This window comes from Pseudomonas rhizosphaerae, from assembly GCF_000761155.1.
GTDB classification, from domain to species: domain Bacteria; phylum Pseudomonadota; class Gammaproteobacteria; order Pseudomonadales; family Pseudomonadaceae; genus Aquipseudomonas; species Aquipseudomonas rhizosphaerae.
The window spans coordinates 3072533-3089300 of sequence record NZ_CP009533.1; the positions used below are offsets into that span (position 1 = coordinate 3072533).

At 62.0% G+C, this 16768-nt stretch carries 16 protein-coding genes; 8 read left to right on the top strand and 8 right to left on the bottom strand.

Annotation, left to right across the window (positions count from 1 at the left end; translation table 11 throughout):
* Positions 1 to 168 precede the first annotated feature (168 nt).
* On the bottom strand, positions 169 to 2241 hold the full coding sequence (locus LT40_RS13620) for an AsmA family protein (RefSeq protein WP_043191079.1): 2073 nt from the start codon (positions 2239 to 2241) through the stop codon (positions 169 to 171).
* Positions 2242 to 2778: 537 nt separating this feature from the next.
* On the opposite strand from LT40_RS13620, the gene LT40_RS13625 reads away from it, so the two are divergent.
* The 7 genes from LT40_RS13625 (at position 2779) to LT40_RS13655 (ending at position 7801) form a co-directional block, all read left to right on the top strand.
* Complete coding sequence (locus LT40_RS13625; protein ID WP_043191081.1) at positions 2779 to 3237, top strand: hypothetical protein; 459 nt, start codon at positions 2779 to 2781, stop codon at positions 3235 to 3237.
* A 163-nt stretch (positions 3238 to 3400) separates the two neighbouring features.
* Positions 3401 to 4027 (top strand): TetR family transcriptional regulator, encoded by a 627-nt coding sequence (locus LT40_RS13630; protein WP_043191083.1) that lies wholly within the window; start codon positions 3401 to 3403, stop codon positions 4025 to 4027.
* Positions 4028 to 4187: 160 nt separating this feature from the next.
* Positions 4188 to 4688 carry an urease accessory protein UreE gene (gene ureE / locus LT40_RS13635; protein ID WP_043191085.1) on the top strand — a complete coding sequence of 167 codons (501 nt, stop codon included), beginning with the start codon at positions 4188 to 4190 and terminating at the stop codon, positions 4686 to 4688.
* A complete protein-coding gene (locus LT40_RS13640; RefSeq protein WP_043191087.1) occupies positions 4685 to 5359 on the top strand; it encodes an urease accessory protein UreF in 675 nt (224 codons plus the stop codon). Before ureE ends, LT40_RS13640 begins: the two co-directional genes overlap by 4 nt.
* A 10-nt stretch (positions 5360 to 5369) precedes the next feature.
* Positions 5370 to 5984, top strand: coding sequence for an urease accessory protein UreG (ureG, locus tag LT40_RS13645; protein ID WP_043191090.1), 615 nt, complete (start codon positions 5370 to 5372; stop codon positions 5982 to 5984).
* Between the two features lie 57 nt (positions 5985 to 6041).
* Entirely contained in the window at positions 6042 to 6614 is a 573-nt protein-coding gene (locus LT40_RS13650; protein WP_043191092.1) for a HupE/UreJ family protein, read from the top strand.
* Positions 6615 to 6712: 98 nt separating this feature from the next.
* Positions 6713 to 7801, top strand: a complete 1089-nt coding sequence (locus tag LT40_RS13655) for an AGE family epimerase/isomerase (RefSeq protein WP_043191095.1) — start codon at positions 6713 to 6715, stop codon at positions 7799 to 7801.
* 12 nt (positions 7802 to 7813) lie between these two features.
* On the opposite strand, the gene LT40_RS13660 is transcribed toward LT40_RS13655, so the two are convergent.
* The 6 genes from LT40_RS13660 to LT40_RS13685 all read right to left on the bottom strand — a co-directional run bounded on the left by LT40_RS13660 (position 7814) and on the right by LT40_RS13685 (position 14397).
* A complete protein-coding gene (locus LT40_RS13660) occupies positions 7814 to 8581 on the bottom strand; it encodes an SDR family oxidoreductase (RefSeq protein ID WP_043191097.1) in 768 nt (255 codons plus the stop codon).
* A gap of 728 nt (positions 8582 to 9309) precedes the next feature.
* Entirely contained in the window at positions 9310 to 10026 is a 717-nt protein-coding gene (locus LT40_RS13665) for an ABC transporter ATP-binding protein (protein WP_043191100.1), read from the bottom strand.
* Complete coding sequence (locus LT40_RS13670) at positions 10023 to 10898, bottom strand: ABC transporter ATP-binding protein (RefSeq protein ID WP_043191103.1); 876 nt, start codon at positions 10896 to 10898, stop codon at positions 10023 to 10025. Before LT40_RS13670 ends, LT40_RS13665 begins: the two co-directional genes overlap by 4 nt.
* The gene (livM, locus tag LT40_RS13675; RefSeq protein WP_043191105.1) at positions 10895 to 12199 is read right to left on the bottom strand and encodes a high-affinity branched-chain amino acid ABC transporter permease LivM; all 1305 of its coding nucleotides are present in this window, start codon (positions 12197 to 12199) and stop codon (positions 10895 to 10897) included. The genes LT40_RS13670 and livM overlap by 4 nt, the downstream gene beginning before the upstream one ends.
* Positions 12200 to 12201: 2 nt before the next feature.
* Positions 12202 to 13116: an ABC transporter permease subunit gene (locus LT40_RS13680; protein WP_043193677.1), complete on the bottom strand. Its 915-nt coding sequence runs from the start codon at positions 13114 to 13116 to the stop codon at positions 12202 to 12204.
* A gap of 144 nt (positions 13117 to 13260) precedes the next feature.
* Positions 13261 to 14397: a branched-chain amino acid ABC transporter substrate-binding protein gene (locus tag LT40_RS13685; RefSeq protein ID WP_043191107.1), complete on the bottom strand. Its 1137-nt coding sequence runs from the start codon at positions 14395 to 14397 to the stop codon at positions 13261 to 13263.
* Between the two features lie 486 nt (positions 14398 to 14883).
* On the opposite strand from LT40_RS13685, the gene pncB reads away from it, so the two are divergent.
* Positions 14884 to 16089, top strand: a complete 1206-nt coding sequence (gene pncB / locus LT40_RS13690) for a nicotinate phosphoribosyltransferase (RefSeq protein ID WP_043191109.1) — start codon at positions 14884 to 14886, stop codon at positions 16087 to 16089.
* A gap of 141 nt (positions 16090 to 16230) precedes the next feature.
* Here pncB and azu read toward each other — a convergent pair whose 3' ends face one another.
* Complete coding sequence (azu, locus tag LT40_RS13695; protein ID WP_043191111.1) at positions 16231 to 16680, bottom strand: azurin; 450 nt, start codon at positions 16678 to 16680, stop codon at positions 16231 to 16233.
* Between the last annotated feature and the right edge of the window lie 88 nt (positions 16681 to 16768).

A 16768-nucleotide genomic window follows, 5' to 3' on the forward strand; every position in this document is an offset into this window, starting at 1 on the left:
ACCCGATGCAACTGACACACCGCAGCGCCCAATTCGCGGCCGATGACCGCTCCTACAGTTGCTCCCAAAACCCGTGGGAGCGGTCCGTGGCCGCGAAAAGGCCACCCGGTTCAACTGACACACCGCAGCGCCCATTTCGCGGCCGATGACCGCTCCCACAGAAACGGCTCAAGACCCCGGCACGGTCTTCGGTGCCTTGCCCGACTTCATCTGCTCGAGCAGCGGCGTACATTGGTTCGGCTCACCGCCGCTGGGAGCGACCAGTGCGAGCAACCCAGCCGCTGGCCCGATGGTAGCGCCCAAGGCAACCATGCCCGCACCGCGCAACAGCAACGGCACCGCTTGTACCCCGGCATTGGGCTTGGCGAACGGGCCGCGGACATACAAGGGCGAGCGCAGTGACAATAGGCGGAAGCCCTTGGATTCCGGCGAAATCTTCAGATCCAGCTGTTCCTGCTTGAAGTTCACGGTGCCATCGATGTAGATGATCGCGTTCTCGGTATCGAAGACGAACAGATCGGTGCTGGCCAGGCCATTCTTGATGCCCAGCGACGCGGCGGCGCAGTTGATGTCCACTTCCTTGTCGCCGAATATCTTGCCGACCAGGTAATTGCCCACGTTGAGTCCGGCAATTTCCATCAGGTCGCGGCTCACCGCGCCGTCATTGACCAGCATCTTCAGGTTGCCGTCCGCCGAACCCAACAGGGCCGCTATCGAATTGCCAGTGCCGGCAATGTCGGCATCGCCGTTGAGCTGACCGAAGCTGGTACGCATGGGTTCGAATGTGGGAAACAGTTGCTTGAGCTGGAACCCGCGCGCGGTCAATTTGGCCCGACCCTGCAACGGCGTGGTACGGCCGTTCAGCGAGATCTGGGCGTCCAACTTGCCACCCGCCACGCCAAAGCGCAGGGGCTCGAGGCGCAGATTGCCGTCGTCCAGAACCACGTGGGTATACAGGTCCGTGAACGGCAATTCCTCGCTGTGGACGATCTTGCGTCCGGTGAATTCCACATCGGCGTCCATGGCGCGCCAGCGGTCGGTCTTGAACTCCTCCACCGGCAGGACCTTGCCGGCCGGTTGCTTGCTCGCCCCACCCCGGGCCTTTTGTTCGGCATTGGAGTCGGCGCCGATCAACGGCTTGAGGTCCGCGAACAGCAGTTGGTTCGACACCAGCGCGCCGCTCAACTTGGGCCGGGGCTGACTGGCCACGAACCCCAGATCGCCATGGATGTCGCTGTTGCCGATCTTGCCGTTGAAGCCCTCGTAGCGGAACGATGCGCCACTGGGCTCGTGCAGCTTGACCAGCAAGTGCCCATCGGTTTCGTACGCAGGGGAATCGGGCAGGGTCACGCCGGTCAGTGGATACAGGTTGCCCAGGCTGCTGCCGCTCAGACGCAGGCGCAAGTCCAGGGCTCCCAGGTTGCGAGGGTCGGTCAGCGTGCCGGCAACCGCCGCCCGGGTATCGGCGATACGCACGTCGACCTGCACGGGAAACGGTCGAGACGCATCCTGCAACGCCAGCAGCCCGCCGATCTTGCCTGAGCCCGACAGCGGCAAGCCTTTGTAGCGTCCATCGACCTTGAAGCCGAATGCATAGTCCTGCGCACTGGCGCCCTGGTCGGCGACTTTCTTGGCCGCGCCGCTGCCGACGATGTCACTGAACGGGATGGGTTTGCCCAGCGGATCGATCAACACCTTGACCGAGGTCTTGAGCGTCTGGTCGTCGAACGCCACCACGCCCTTGTCGAAGCCGATGGCGCCGATGTCCATGACCCATTTGGACGGCTCGGCGTCAGGGTCCTTTTCATCGAACTGGAAAGTCCAGTTGGCACGGCCGTCGGCCAGTCGCTGCAAAGCGACATCGGGGCCGGTCAGGTCGATACGCGGGATGACCACGCGCTGGGCCAGTAGCGGCAAGGGCGAGAGGCGAAATTCGACTTTCTGCAGGCTGGCCATCTGAGGTTTCTGTGACCAGTCGGGGTTGCCCAGGGTGATGTCCTGCGCGACGAAACGCGGCCATGGCACCCAGGCACGCCAGCCACCTTCGTCCGTTTCGCGTTGCCAATGCACGGCAAGGTCACCGTTGATGGCGAAGGGACGATGCAGCGCTTCGGATACTTTTTCGTTCAGTGTGGGCTTGATTCGATTCCAATCGAAGGTGGCGATCACCACCACCAATATCACCAGCAGGACCAACAGGCTGCCCAGGGTCCAGGCGACGATTTTACGTGGGCGCGTCATTGCGGGCTCCTTGAGACTGCGTGCTCCCGCGAGCACAGGGGGTGCTACCTAACAAGGGTAGGACTGATAAACGCCTTGAGGGTTTAGTTTTTGGGTTTTTCACTCCCTGATGCGAGCCGCTTTAACAGCGGATGCGGTGCGCCCGATGCAATGCGATCAACCCGGACGCGGCTCGCGCCGCTGCTACAGGGATCGCGGTCTGCCCCGACAGCGGTTCAGGCCGACCCGCGCCCACCCCCTGTAGCAGCGGCGCGAGCCGCGTCGGCGGTGCATGCGATACGCCTGATGCAACGCGTCCAATGCAGAAGCCGTATGCGGTATTCATTATCAACGTTACCGATGGTGACGCGCGACGACAGTGCTTCGGACCTGAAAACACACCGCACTGGTGCACTGAAACCCTCGATCTAGAGGCCTCGCGACAAAACATCATTTTCGTTGATTGTTACCATTGCCTTTATGAACTTTTCTATCGAATTTCAAAGAGTAGCATTGGCTCTGTACCCAATTACTGCCCTCCCAAGGAGCGCCTACATCATGAAACGCCAATTACTGCTTTCCCTGACCCTTTCCGTCCTTGCTGCCAATGCTTTCGCCATGCCCGCCGCGGATCAAAGTGTTTCCGCCGAGCTGCGCTCCAGCGCCGCCAGCTACAGCCAGCCCTACCTGGCCGAAGATGGCTCCGATCGCACTCCACAGGGTGCCGTAGCCGAGAACGGTTCCGACCGCACTCCTCAGGCCACTTTCGCTGAAGACGGTTCGGATCGCACCCCACAAGGCACCTTCGCCGAGAACGGCTCCGACCGCACCCCTCAGGCCACTTTCGCTGAAGATGGTTCGGATCGCACCCCACAAGGCACCTTTGCCGAGAACGGCTCCGACCGCACCCCTCAGGCCACCTTCGCTGAGGACGGTTCGGATCGCACTCCACAGGGTACCTTCGCCGAGAACGGCTCGCAGCGTCTGCTGGATCGTCAAGACCAAGCCAACGCATGAGGCTGTTGCCTGATGTCTCCGACAAAGCCCGGTTTCCCCAGACCGGGCTTGCCGATCCAACCTGATCCACCCTTGCTGTAGCCTATCGCTCCGCCCTCTCGGTTCGACGCCCAGCCTGTCTATTTGCTAGAGTTCTTCGCTGCCCTTCATAGAAGCACCGTCGATGTTGCCTCGCGCCGAACAGAAACAGCAGACCCGCCTCGCCCTCCTCGAAGCCGCACGCCAATTGATGGCGGCCGGTCGAGGCTTCGGCAGTATCAGCCTGCGCGAAGTGGCCAAGGCTGCCGGCATCGTGCCTACCGGTTTCTACCGCCATTTCGACGACATGGATCAGCTCGGCCTGGCCCTGGTCAACGAAGTCGACGCCACGTTCCGCGCCACCCTGCGCCTGGTTCGTCACCATGAAATAGTGGTCGGCGGCCTCACGGCTGCGTCGGTGCGCATCTTTCTCGACGGCGTGGCCGCCAATCGCCCGCAGTTCCTGTTCCTCGCTCGCGAACAATACGGTGGTTCCCTGCCCGTGCGTCAGGCGATTGCCACGTTGCGCGCGGCCATCAGCGCGGACCTGGCCACCGACCTGGGCTCCATGCCCAAGTGGCAGCACCTGAGCAGCGCCTCGCTACAGGTCATGGCCGACCTGGTGGTCAAGGCCGTGTTCGCCACACTTCCGGAACTGATCGACCCACCTGCGGCCGATCTTCCCGCCCACCTGACGCCTGAAGCGAAAATCAGCCAACAACTGCGCTTCATCTTCATCGGCGCCAAGTACTGGAAAGGCCTGACCCAGTAGCGTCGATGGCGCACCGTGGTGCACGCGCCTTGGCGGCGCACCATTAAAGCGCACTCATCCGCCCTGAAAGCAGGCGCCCCCTTTGGATTCCCGGTTCGATCCCTGGGTTGGCAAGACACTTGCTCTGCATTGGCCATTGCCCTTCAGACGGATGCTTCCAATGCTGGTTATCCATCGCCGAATTGCACCCGCAAGCCAATGGGCGGCCGAAGTCCATCTGAACTTCGAAGCCCGCAGCAAAAGTCGCCTGCGCTGTTTCAGTGCCGAAGGTGAAGATGTAGGTCTGTTTCTGGAACGCGGCCAACCGCCGCTGCACGACGGCGAATGCCTGCAGGCCGAAGACGGCCGCGTGGTACGCGTATGCGCCCGCCCCGAGGCCTTGCTCCACGTCACCTGCAGCAACGCCTTCGAGCTGACCCGCGCCGCCTACCATCTGGGCAATCGCCACGTCGCCCTGCAAGTCGGCGACGGCTGGCTGCGCCTGCTCGATGACTATGTGCTCAAAGCCATGCTCGAACAGCTTGGCGCACAGACCCAGCCCCTGCTCGCACCCTTTCATCCCGAGCACGGTGCCTACGGCGGTGGTCACCACCATTCACGCCACGGCGAAGAAGATTTCAACTACGCGCCCAAACTGCATCAGTTCGGCGTGCGCACGTGAACAACGCCTGGGCCTTGCTGCGCCTGGCCAGCCCACAGCTGCCAATTGGCGGCTACAGCTATTCGCAGGGCCTGGAAATGGCCGTGGAAAACGGCGCGGTGAACGATGCGCAAAGCGCCCATCGCTGGATCGCCGACCAACTGCTGCTCAACCTGGCACGTTTCGAGGCGCCCCTGCTGCTGGCCCATTGCGTGGCCGCTGGCGAAGAGGACTGGGGGCAACTGCTCGAGCTGTGCGCCGAACACCGCGCCAGCCGGGAAACCCGCGAGCTGCAACTGGAAAGCCGGCAAATGGGCTATTCGCTCAAGCAACTGTTGCTGGGCCTTGCCGAACTGGACGCCCCAGCCCGCCACTACCTGGCTCAGATCGAAGAACCGCACCTGGCCCTGGGCTGGGCGCTGGCCGCACGCGCCTGGAACATCCCGGCGCAGGACGCGCTGGCCGCCTGGTTGTGGAGCTGGCTGGAAAACCAGCTGGCGGTGCTGATGAAAACCCTGCCCCTGGGCCAGCAGGCCGCCCAACGCCTCACCACACAGCTGCTGCCGACACTGCAGCAGGCGCAGCTCGCTGCCACCGACCTGGATCCCCAACACTACGGCAGCGCCGCCTTCGGCCTGTCATTGACGAGCATGGCCCATGAGCGCCAGTACAGCCGTCTGTTCCGTTCCTAGGAGAATCGCGATGAATACCCAACCCCTGCGTGTCGGTATCGGAGGCCCGGTAGGTTCCGGCAAGACCGCCCTGACCCTGGCCTTGTGCCTGGCCCTGCGCGAGCGCTACAACCTGGCGGTGGTCACCAACGATATCTACACACGCGAAGACGCCGACTTTCTGGTGCGTAACGAAGCGCTCGCCCCGGAACGCATCATCGGCGTGGAAACCGGTGGTTGCCCGCACACGGCCATCCGTGAAGATGCCTCCATCAACCTCGAAGCGGTGGACCAGCTCAATCGACGTTTTCCTGGCCTGGATCTGATTCTCGTCGAATCGGGTGGAGATAACCTGTCCGCCACCTTCAGCCCGGAGCTGTCGGACCTGACCATCTACGTGATCGATGTGTCCGCCGGCGACAAGCTGCCGCGCAAAGGCGGCCCCGGCATCTGCAAGTCCGATCTGCTGGTGATCAACAAGATCGACCTGGCGCCATTGGTAGGCGCGTCGCTGGAGATGATGGACGGCGACACCCGCCGCATGCGCGGCGAGAAGCCGTTCGTGTTCAGCAACCAGAAGACCGGCCAGGGCCTGGAGCAGATCATTGCTTTCATCGAACGCCAAGGACTGCTCGACGCCGCCTGAGCCACCGGCACCCTAGCCCTGCATTACAGTGAACATGACGATAAGGAACAGACGCGCATGAACTTCAAGACGCTTTTCACCTGTGCAGCCCTGCTGCTGACACCGGCCATGGCCTTCGCCCATCCGGGCCACGGCGACAACGGCCTGCTGGCCGGCATCGGTCACCCCCTGGGCGGCCTCGACCATCTGCTGGCGATGCTTGCCGTCGGCCTGTGGGCGGCGCAGCAGCAAGGCGCCGCGCGCTGGGCACTGCCGTGCGCGTTCGTCGGCACCATGCTCATCGGTGGTCTGCTCGGCTTTGCCGGCCTGCAATTGCCGGCGCTGGAGAGTGGTATCGCCGCCTCGGTGCTGGCGCTGGGCCTGGCCGTGGCGCTGGCCGTGCGACCTCCTCTGGCCCTGGCCGTGATCGCTACCGCAGCGTTCGCCCTGTTTCACGGCGTGGCCCACGGCCTGGAGCTGCCGGACATGTCCAGCCCGGTTGCCTATGCCGCAGGCTTCGTAGCGGCCACCGCGGCACTGCATGCCGCCGGCTATGCCGTCGTGCGGTTCCTGCCCAAGGCCGCGGCGCCGCTGGTGCGCGTGGCAGGCGCCCTGTCGGCCATGACCGGCGCATGGCTGCTGGTCGGCTGATTGCAGCATGGCCCCCCCTGCTCTGGGGGGCCGACGTTTAGGCGCCCTGCTCGACACCTGCTACCATGTCGCGCAAAACGCCTCCGATGATCCCGCCAATGCCTGACCCATCGCTGCACGCCGCCCTGGCGGCCACTCAAGCACACTTTCGCGAAATCGTACTGCCACTGTGGCAAGGCGCAGGCTTCAACACCGAACTGGGCCTGCCGTTCGAAGCGGTGAACGCCACTGGCCAGCCGTTGCCGGCGCAACGCTATCGCGCCATGGCGTGCGCTCGTCAGCTGTATGTGTTTTCCAGTCTGATCGACCAGCCCGGTGCCCGCGAACACGCCGCCACCCTGTTCCGCTCCCTGCAACGGCATTTCCATGATGCCGAGCACGGCGGCTGGTTCTACAGCATCGACGAGCGAGGTGCACCGCTGGATCGGCGCAAGGACCTGTATACCCACGCCTTCATCGTCTTCGCCTGTGCTCATTACTGGGCCAAGGTGCGCGAGCCGCTGGTGGAATCGGTGCTCAACGCCGCCCTGGAAGTGATCGCCACGCGGTTTTCCACAGGTGACGGCCTCTACGAAGCGCTGCTCGGGGAAGACTGGAGCGATCAGGGCGCAGGCCCTTTGCAGAACCCCTTGATGCACTTGGCCGAAGGCTTCCTGGCAACCGTGGCCGTGCGTGACGATAAGCCCGCCCAGGCGGCGCTGCTGGCCCTGTGCGAGGCCATGCAGGCGCGTTTCGTGGAACCCGAACACGGCATCATGCTGGAGAAGCCGCGCGGCGCTGTGGATAACTGGTTCGAACCGGGCCATCAGTTCGAGTGGCTGTTTCTCGTGCAGACCTCACCGTTACTGCAGGGCAGCGCGCTGCACCAGTCCCTGCAGCGCGCTTTCACCTACGCACAACGCACAGGCGTGCAGGACGGCGTGGTCATGGCCATGCTCAAGCTCGACGGCCAGGTGTTGGATGCCACGCAACGCATCTGGGCACAGGCCGAATACCTGCGGGCGCTGGCCCTGCAACCCGGGACCGACGTCGGCCAGCAGTTGCGGGTCCTGAGCGAGCGCTTTCTGCACCCCGCCGGCTGGCACGAGTGCCGCGATGGCCAGGGTGCGGTCAGCCGCACCGACATGCCGTCGACCACGCCTTACCACCTTCTGACCTGCTATCAAGGCCTCCAGGCACTCACCTGACGCTCGCGCCGATCACGCCTTGCCAGGACGCTCGACCGCGAAGCCGGCCCAGGATTGCGTGACCGGCATCACTTCCAGGCTGTTGATGTTGATGTGCGCAGGCTGGGTCAGAATCCAGTAGATGGTTTCGGCGATGTCCTGGGGCTGGATCGGGTTGGCGCCTGCATAGGTGGCATCGTAGCGCGCCTGGTCGCCGCCGAAACGCACCAGCGAGAATTCGCTTTCGCACATGCCGGGCTCCAGGTTGGTGACGCGCACGCCGGTACCCTGAAGATCACAGCGCAGATTCAACGAGAACTGCCCGACAAAGGCTTTGGTGCCCCCGTACACGTGGCTGCCGGGATAGGGGTAATTGCCAGCCACGGAGCCCAGGTTGACGATGGTGGCACCCTTGCCGTGGGCGATCAGGCGCGGCAGCAGCAGGCGCGTGGCGTAGATCAGGCCCTTGATGTTGGTATCGACCATGGTGTCCCAATCGTCCAGGTCGCACTTGGGCGCAGGATCGGCGCCCAGCGCCAGGCCGGCGTTGTTGACCAGGCCACTGATGGTGGCGAACTCCTCGGGCAGCCCGGCAATCGCAGCCTCCATGGCCTTGCGGTCGCGCACATCGAGCACCAGCGGGTGCACCCGCGTTTTTGCCGACAGCTCTTCGCTCAGCGCTGTCAGACGCTCTTCGCGGCGGCCAGTCAGGATCAACGACCAACCTGCTTCGGCAAAACGCCGGGCACAGGCCTCGCCGAATCCGGACGTGGCGCCAGTGATGAATACCGTTGAAGTCATGGGGGTCTCCTGAGGGTGTAGCCACGCAGCATGGGCGCCTGATGCTCAGGCCGCTCGCACCGTCGCCACTGGGGATGAGGTTTTGCAGAATGCCCGGCGAATGAAGTGTGTGCAACTGATCAATAATCGATCAGGCCCGGCAAACCCCTATGGCTACGGGCCCGCGGCGGGTTACCAGCATCTTATCCACAAGCAGTTCCACAGAGATTGTGGGCAAGTAGAACTGCGATCATCAGTTCATGGCACGCCTGAAAAGACGTCTTTAGAACTTTTTGGCTTGACCGGCCAGGGGTATTGCGTATGCAAACGCCTGGCGTAGTTAGTCATGGTCATACGACCAAAGGCGCAAGGCCAGTAAATCCGCCACTTCTCGAGGTATTTCCAAGGCTTGTTCACAGACTTATCCACAGGATGAGCAGGGGCAGTCACACGGATTGGCACGGTGGATAAAACAGTTGACAAAGGTGGCCGACGGCCCTTCCAACCATGCTGTACGCTTTTTGATCAACAGCCTGAAAGCCACGCCAGACGCGGCCTGCAAGGGAGTACCACCATGTTGTCCACAACCGGTTCCACAGCAATTGGGGACAAGCCTTCAATGTGGCAGTTCGGTGACAAACCGTGGTTTTATGTCGCACGCAGGGGCTGTGGTGAATTTGTTTTCCACAATTGTACGCGCTCATGAAAAACGCCCCTGACGGGGCGTTCGGTAACTTCAATGCCAAGCTTCAATGCCCGCCCAGATAAGCGTTGCGCACCTCGTCGTTGCTCAGCAGTTCACGGCCCGTTCCGGTCAGGCGGATCTCGCCGTTGACCATCACGTAGGCACGGTCCGATAGCCGCAGGGCATGGTTGGCATTCTGTTCCACGAGGAAGATGGTCATGCCGCCCTTGGCCAGTTCGCGCAGGGTCGAGAAGATCTGCTTGACCACGATCGGCGCTAACCCCAGCGAGGGCTCGTCGAGCAACAGCAGCTTGGGCCGGCTCATCAGCGCACGCGCAATGGCCAGCATCTGCTGCTCGCCACCGGACATGGTCATGGCGCGCTGGTTGCGACGTTCCTTGAGCCTTGGAAACATGTCGAACATGCGCTGCATGTCTTCGCTCGAGTGCTTGTCGCCGATGGGAATGGTGCCCATCATCAGGTTCTCTTCCACCGACATGTCGGGAAACACCCGGCGGCCTTCCGGCGACTGGGCGATACCGTTGGAAGCGATGTAGTGGGACGACTTCTGGGTGATGTCGGTGCCACGGTAGATGATCTGCCCTGCACTGGCGCGCGGCTGGCCGAAAATCGACATCAACAGCGTCGACTTGCCCGCGCCGTTGGAGCCGATCAGGCTGACCGTCTCGCCCTCGTTGATGTGCAACGAGACTTTCTTCAGCGCCTGGATCGGGCCGTAATGAACGTCGATCTCCTTCAATTCGAGGATGGGCGTACTCATACCAGTTCCTCTTCTTCGGCACCCAGGTAGGCCGCGATGACCTTGGGGTCGTTGCGGATCTGCTCCGGCTTGCCCTTGGCGATGACGTTGCCGTGGTCCAGCACCACGATGTCGTCGGAAATGCTCATTACCATGCCCATGTCGTGCTCGATCAGCACCACCGTCATATCGTGTTCGTCACGCAGCAGGCGGATCATGCCGCTCAGTGCCTCGGTTTCCTGGGGGTTGAGGCCCGCCGCCGGTTCGTCCAGGCAGATCACCTGAGGACGGGTACACATGGCCCGGGCAATTTCCAGACGTCGCTGCTGGCCGTAGGAAAGCTCACCGGCCAGGCGGTTGGCGCAGTTCACCAGATCCACTACTTCCAGCCAGTAGAAGGCGGTCTTGATGGCGTCTTCTTCGGCCTTGCGGTAGCCCTTGGTATTCAGAATGCCCGCCAGCATGTTGCGGTTGACCCACATGTGCTGGGCTACCAGCAGGTTTTCCATCACCGACATTTCCTTGAACAGACGAATGTTCTGGAAAGTCCGAGCCAGACCTGCGCGGTTCACCAAGTGGGTACCGCCGAACATCTTGTACCAGACGCGGCTGGCGAAACTGCGCGGCGAGACGAAGTCGGTAGCCTGGAACGGTTCGCCCAGCAGCTTGATGACGTTGGTCTTCTGGCCGCGGGCGTTGAGTTCGATACGCCCACCGGTGGCTTTGTAGAACCCGGTGAGGCAGTTGAAGACCGTGGTCTTGCCGGCACCGTTGGGGCCGATCAGGGCGAAGATCGAGTTGCGCCTGACCTGCAGGCTGACATCGCTCAAGGCCTTGATGCCGCCGAAATGCATCATCAGTTTCTCGACCGAAAGAATGACTTCGTTATTCATGGCGTCGTCCCCTTGGCATCGATCAATGCACCCTTCACCGGCTTGATACCGGTACGGCTGATACGGATCAGGCCACGAGGTCGCCAGATCATCATCAACACCATCAGTACGCCGAACAGCAACACCCGGTATTCGGAGAAACTGCGCAGCAACTCTGGCGCCACGGTCAGTACGAAGGCTGCAATCACCACGCCCACGGTCGAACCCATCCCACCGAGGACCACGATGGCGAGGATCAGCGCCGACTCGAAGAAGGTGAACGAGGTAGGGTTGACAAAGCCTTGGTAGCTGGCAAAGAACACCCCGGCCAGACCTGCAGTGGACGCGCCGATGGTGAACGCCGAAAGTTTGACCAACACATGGTTCAGGCCCATCGAGCGGCAGGCGATCTCGTCTTCGCGCAGCGCTTCCCAGGCACGCCCTACCGGCATGCGCGTGAGTCGATGCTTGATGTACAGAACCGCCAGTACCACGAGGAACAGCACCGCGTAGATGAACAGGAATTTCAGGTCGGGGTTGTATTCGAAACCGAAGTACTCATGGATCGGCACCCCGCCATCACGGGCGCGACGGCCGAATTCCAGACCGAAGAAGGTAGGCGACGGCACAGGTACGCCGTTCGGTCCGCCCGTGAAGGACAGCCAGTTGTTGAGCACCAGGCGAATGATCTCGCCGAAGCCCAGGGTCACGATGGCCAAGTAGTCGCCGTGCATTCGCAACACCGGGAACCCCAGGATGCACCCCGCCAGCGCCGCAGCAATGGCGGCCAGCGGCAGCGCCGACCAGAAGCCCAGCCCCAGGTACTGGTAGCCCAGCGCCAGGCCGTAGGCGCCGATGGCATAGAACGCCACGTAGCCCAGGTCGAGCAGACCGGCCAGACCGACCACGATGTTCAGGCCCAGACCCAACAGCACATAGATCAAGCCGAGGATCACCACGGTGAGGATGTACTTGTTGGCGAAAATCGGGAACACGATGGCAATCACGATCAGCGCCGGAATGATGAAGCGCAGCCGCGACTTGTAGTCCGGCGGCAGCACGTGCACACCGGAGCCCGAACTCTCGAAGCTCTGCGAGATGGCCAGCCCCCGAGGCGTCTGCAGGAACAGGCTGAGCAGGAAGCGCCCGGCCATCACCGCCGCCACCAGCCACGCCACGCGTGCCGGTTGCAGGTTGAAGCTGTAGCCGTCGAGCACGATGCCGACGATGGGGCCGAACACGATCAGCGCCAGCAAGCCGGCAATGACCATGTCAACCAGGCTTTTCTTGATATCGACAGGTTTGGCAGTAGGTGCGGACATACTTATACCTTCGCCACGAGTGGGCGACCCAGCAGGCCTTGGGGACGGAAGATCAGGATCAGCACCAACAGGCCGAAACTGAACACATCCTTGTAGTCGGAGTTGATCAAGCCGGAGAACTGCGATTCGGCAACCCCCAGGATCAGGCCACCGAGCATCGCACCGGGCAACGAGCCGATGCCCCCCAGTACCGCTGCAGTGAACGCCTTGATGCCGATGATGAAGCCGGCATAGAAGTCGAACGTGCCGTAGTTCATGGTGATCAACACACCGGCCAGGGCCGCCATGGCGGCGCCGATGATGAATACGTAGGAGATCACCCGGTCGGTGTTGATGCCCAGGATGGAGGCCATCTTGCGGTCCTGCTGGGTGGCGCGGCACATGCGCCCCAGCTTGGTGAACTTGATGATGTAGGTCAGCACGCCCATGCCCACGAAGGCGGCGATGAGGATGAAGATCTTGGTGTAGGTGATCTGTACGAAACCGGTACCCACTTCGAAGCGCCAGGCGCCTTCGAGCAGCGTCGGTACGCCTTGCTGACGAGCACCCTGGCTGATCTGCGCATAGTTCTGCAGGATCAGCGATATGCCGATGGCGCTGATCAGCGGCGCCAGCCGGGTCGAGTTGCGCAGCGGCTTGTAGGCCACGCGCTCGATCACGAAGCCGTACACGCCGGTCACCACGATGGTGAATATCAGCGTGCCGAGAATCAGGAACGGAAAGGATTCGAGGCCGAAGAACGACAGCACGGCCAGGCCGATGGCCGCCAGGTAGGCGCTGATCATGTACACGTCGCCGTGGGCGAAGTTGATCATGCCGATGATGCCGTAGACCATGGTGTAGCCAATGGCGATCAAGCCGTACACCGACCCGAGGGTCAGGCCGTTGATCATTTGTTGCAGGAAGATACCGTCCATCATGCACTCTCACGAACGTCTGGAACCGCGCACCGCGCAATGGGCAGGCAGACCTGGAGCCTGCCCGCCCACCGTAAGGCGGTATTAAGGAAAACAGGGGCTACCCCTGGGTAGCCCCGGCTGGCGAGCGCCAGCGCAAACGTCCTACTTCTGCTGTTCCAGCTGTTTGTACTTGCCCTCGGCGTTCCATTGGTAGACCACATAGTCGGAGACCTTCAGGTCGCCTTTGCCGTCCCAGGCTTTCTCGCCCATGACGGTCTTGACCGGGTTGGCCTTGAGCCATTTGGCAGCCTCTTCGCCCTTGTTGGACTTGGCGCCGTTGAAACCTGCGGCCAGGGCCTGCAACGATGCATAGGCGTACAACGTGTAGCCTTCAGGCTCGTAGCCGGACTTGCGGAACTGGTCGACCACGGCCTTGCTGTCGGGCAGCATGCGCGGATCGGCACCGAAGGTCATGTAAACGCCGTCGACGTACTGGGCACCGCCCGCAGTCGTGACCAGTTCGTCGGTGACGATGCCGTCATCGGACATGAACCTGACGTCCTTGAGGCCCTGCTCGCGCATCTGCCGAACCAGCGGACCGGCTTCGGGATGCAGGCCGCCGAAATAGACCACGTCGGCGCCGGTGGAGCGGATCTTGGTGACCAGGGCGCTGAAGTCTTTCTCGCCGCGCGTCAGACCTTCCTCCAGAACGGGCTTGACGCCACGGGCGGTCAGTTGCTTGGCAGTGGCATCGGCCAGGCCTTTGCCATAGGTGTCCTTGTCGTTGATGACCGCGACTTTCTTGCCCTTGAGTACGTCGACGATGTAGTCGCCGGCAACGATGCCCTGCTGGTCATCCCGGCCGCACATGCGGAATACCGCTGCCAGGCCGCGCTCGGTAACGGTTGGGTTGGTCGAGCCAGGGGTGATCATCAGCACACCTGCGTCTGCGTACACCTCGGACGCCGGAACGGTCGACGACGAACAGAAGTGCCCCACCACCCCGATTACTTTGTCCTGATCGACCAGGCGGTTGGCCACAGCCACCGCTTGCTTGGGCTCGCAGGCATCATCACCGGCTACCACCACGATCTTTTCGCCGTTCACGCCACCGGCTGCGTTGATGGCTTCCGCTGCCGCTTCTGCACCCTTCATGTACTGCTGACCGAACGATGCGTTGGCACCGGTCATTGGCCCTGCTACACCGATCTTGACGTCGGCTTGAACAATCGACGAAGCGCCCAGCGCAGTTGCCACTGCGAGAGCCAGAAAACCTTTCCTGTAGAACGTCTGCGACATGAGTGGTGCTCCTGAATTTTTTTGGTTGGCACTACAACTTCAGCGCCAACCTCCGAGCAAGCGCCGTGCCAGCGCATTTACCCCCGTTGCAGAGTTTTCACTTTCAGAGGTGCGAGGCAGCGCCTCGACCATTTTCTACAGGTCGTGCAACCGCCTGGAACGGGCGTGGTGATACCCGACGACAATACCGGTACAACCCCTGGGCGCCATCATTGCAACCGCTCATTGCAGGAGTGGGCAACCATGCTGTAACAGCGGACGTAACCGAAGTGCACACTGTCGGTGCATAACTGCTACACCGCGCACCACAGGATCCTCCCGAAGCGCCCTGCTCAGGCCGCTCCGGCAACATCGCTCGAGCCATTGGCGACGCAATGGCACAGGACCGCACGGTCGCGACCACCCGTGTTCCAAAAAGCTGGCAGAATGTGCCCTTACTGTGTGCCACCGCTGCTCCAAATGAGGCACGCGGTTCTGGAGACCCTGATGAGCGAGAGCGTATTCGCCGATCGCATCGTGCAAAACCTGCTCGACACCGATCTGTACAAGTTGAGCATGATGCAGGCTGTACTGCACAACTACCCCAACGTCGACGTCGAGTGGGAGTTTCGTTGTCGCAACGGCGAAGACCTGCGGCCTTACCTGCACGACATTCGCGAACAGCTCGAGCAGCTGTCCGAATTGAGCCTGGGTCCGGATCAGCTGAGCTTCCTGGAAGGCATCAACTTCATGAAGCCGGACTTCCTGCGCTTCCTGGGCTTGTTCCGCTTCAATCTGCGCTACCTGAGCATCGGCATCGAGAACGATCAGTTGTTCATCCGCCTGCGCGGACCGTGGCTGCACGTGATTCTGTTCGAGGTGCCGTTGCTGGCAACGGTCAGCGAGGTGCGCAACCGCATTCGCTATCCCGATGTGCTGCTCAGTCAGCCCCGGGAAAAACTCTACCGCAAGTTCGAATGGCTGCAGGCCAATGCCAGCAGCGAAGAACTGGCCGAGCTGCAGGTAGCGGATTTCGGTACCCGTCGGCGCTTCTCATACAAAGTGCAGGAGGAAGTGGTCACGGTGCTCAAGCACGAGTTTCCGGGGCGCTTCGTCGGCACCAGCAACATGCACCTGGCCCGCCAGCTGGACCTCAAGCCGCTGGGGACCATGGCCCACGAGTGGATCATGGCCCACCAACAGCTGGGACCACGGCTGATCGACAGCCAGATCGCGGCACTCGATTGCTGGGTCCGCGAATACCGCGGTCTGTTGGGCATTGCCCTCACCGACTGCATCACCATGGACGCGTTTCTCGGCGATTTCGATCTCTACTTCGCCAAGCTTTTCGATGGCCTGCGCCACGATTCGGGTGACCCGGTGGTATGGGCGGAAAAAGCCATCGTCCACTACCGCAAGCTGGGCATCGATCCGATGACCAAGACCCTGGTGTTTTCCGATGGGCTGAACCTGCCCAAGTCGCTGGAGATATTTCGCGCCTTGCGTGGGCGCATCAATGTCAGCTTCGGCATCGGCACCAACCTGACCTGCGACATTCCAGGCGTGGAGCCGATGAACATCGTGCTGAAGATGACCGACTGCAATGGCCAACCGGTGGCGAAGATTTCCGACGAAGCCGCCAAGACCCAGTGCCGCGACCCCAATTTCGTCGCCTACCTGCGCCACGTGTTCAAGGTGCCGGAGCAGGCGTAACACACGCGCCCCAGGTCCCGATGGCAGCGCAGTGCCTGTAGGAGCGGTCCGTGGCCGCGAACGGGCCGACGCGTTCAAACAGGCATACCGCGGCGCCTTCTTCGCGGCCAATGACCGCTCCTACCAGGGAGCGGTCGAGACTCAATCAACCAGGGTCACCGCCCCTTTCATCATGGCCAAATGACCTGGGAACGAGCAGAAGAACAGGTACTTCTGCTCGGCCGACAGTTTCGACACGTCGAACGACACCGAATCCTTCTCTCCGGCGCCGATGACCTTGGTGTACGCAATCACACGCTCGTCGCCTTTCTTCAGGTAGCTGTTGTCGATACCGGCACTCATGCCGTCCATCGCGATGCCGCGTGCGTCGTCTTCCTTGCTCAAGACCCAGTTATGCCCCATGACCTCCTTGGGCAGGCTGCCGGAGTGGGTCAGGTTGACGGTGAACGTCTTGCAGCTCTTGCTGATCTCGATGGCTTTGGTGCCGAAAGTCATCTGGTCGGTCGAATCGACGGTGGTCGAACACTCGGCCGCCAGTAATTGACCGCTGGCCAAGGCGAGCACCGATACCGCTACCGCTTTTGCAAACATGTGAGTCTCCAGGCAAGGGGAAAAGCTACGGCAGCCATCATTTCATGATTGGCCGCACGCTGCAGCTATCTGCCAGCAGTCAGACATT

What these genes read in the sequence shown, in the direction of transcription:
- LT40_RS13620 (WP_043191079.1), bottom strand. Translation starts at nt 2,241, where the DNA reads ATGACGCGCCCACGTAAAATCGTCGCCTGGACCCTGGGCAGCCTGTTG.
- livM (WP_043191105.1), bottom strand. Translation starts at nt 12,199, where the DNA reads ATGTCCGCACCTACTGCCAAACCTGTCGATATCAAGAAAAGCCTGGTT.
- ureE (WP_043191085.1), top strand. Translation starts at nt 4,188, where the DNA reads ATGCTGGTTATCCATCGCCGAATTGCACCCGCAAGCCAATGGGCGGCC.
- LT40_RS13650 (WP_043191092.1), top strand. Translation starts at nt 6,042, where the DNA reads ATGAACTTCAAGACGCTTTTCACCTGTGCAGCCCTGCTGCTGACACCG.
- LT40_RS13685 (WP_043191107.1), bottom strand. Translation starts at nt 14,397, where the DNA reads ATGTCGCAGACGTTCTACAGGAAAGGTTTTCTGGCTCTCGCAGTGGCA.
- azu (WP_043191111.1), bottom strand. Translation starts at nt 16,680, where the DNA reads ATGTTTGCAAAAGCGGTAGCGGTATCGGTGCTCGCCTTGGCCAGCGGT.
- pncB (WP_043191109.1), top strand. Translation starts at nt 14,884, where the DNA reads ATGAGCGAGAGCGTATTCGCCGATCGCATCGTGCAAAACCTGCTCGAC.
- LT40_RS13630 (WP_043191083.1), top strand. Translation starts at nt 3,401, where the DNA reads ATGTTGCCTCGCGCCGAACAGAAACAGCAGACCCGCCTCGCCCTCCTC.
- LT40_RS13680 (WP_043193677.1), bottom strand. Translation starts at nt 13,116, where the DNA reads ATGGACGGTATCTTCCTGCAACAAATGATCAACGGCCTGACCCTCGGG.
- LT40_RS13625 (WP_043191081.1), top strand. Translation starts at nt 2,779, where the DNA reads ATGAAACGCCAATTACTGCTTTCCCTGACCCTTTCCGTCCTTGCTGCC.
- LT40_RS13670 (WP_043191103.1), bottom strand. Translation starts at nt 10,898, where the DNA reads ATGAATAACGAAGTCATTCTTTCGGTCGAGAAACTGATGATGCATTTC.
- ureG (WP_043191090.1), top strand. Translation starts at nt 5,370, where the DNA reads ATGAATACCCAACCCCTGCGTGTCGGTATCGGAGGCCCGGTAGGTTCC.
- LT40_RS13665 (WP_043191100.1), bottom strand. Translation starts at nt 10,026, where the DNA reads ATGAGTACGCCCATCCTCGAATTGAAGGAGATCGACGTTCATTACGGC.
- LT40_RS13660 (WP_043191097.1), bottom strand. Translation starts at nt 8,581, where the DNA reads ATGACTTCAACGGTATTCATCACTGGCGCCACGTCCGGATTCGGCGAG.
- LT40_RS13655 (WP_043191095.1), top strand. Translation starts at nt 6,713, where the DNA reads ATGCCTGACCCATCGCTGCACGCCGCCCTGGCGGCCACTCAAGCACAC.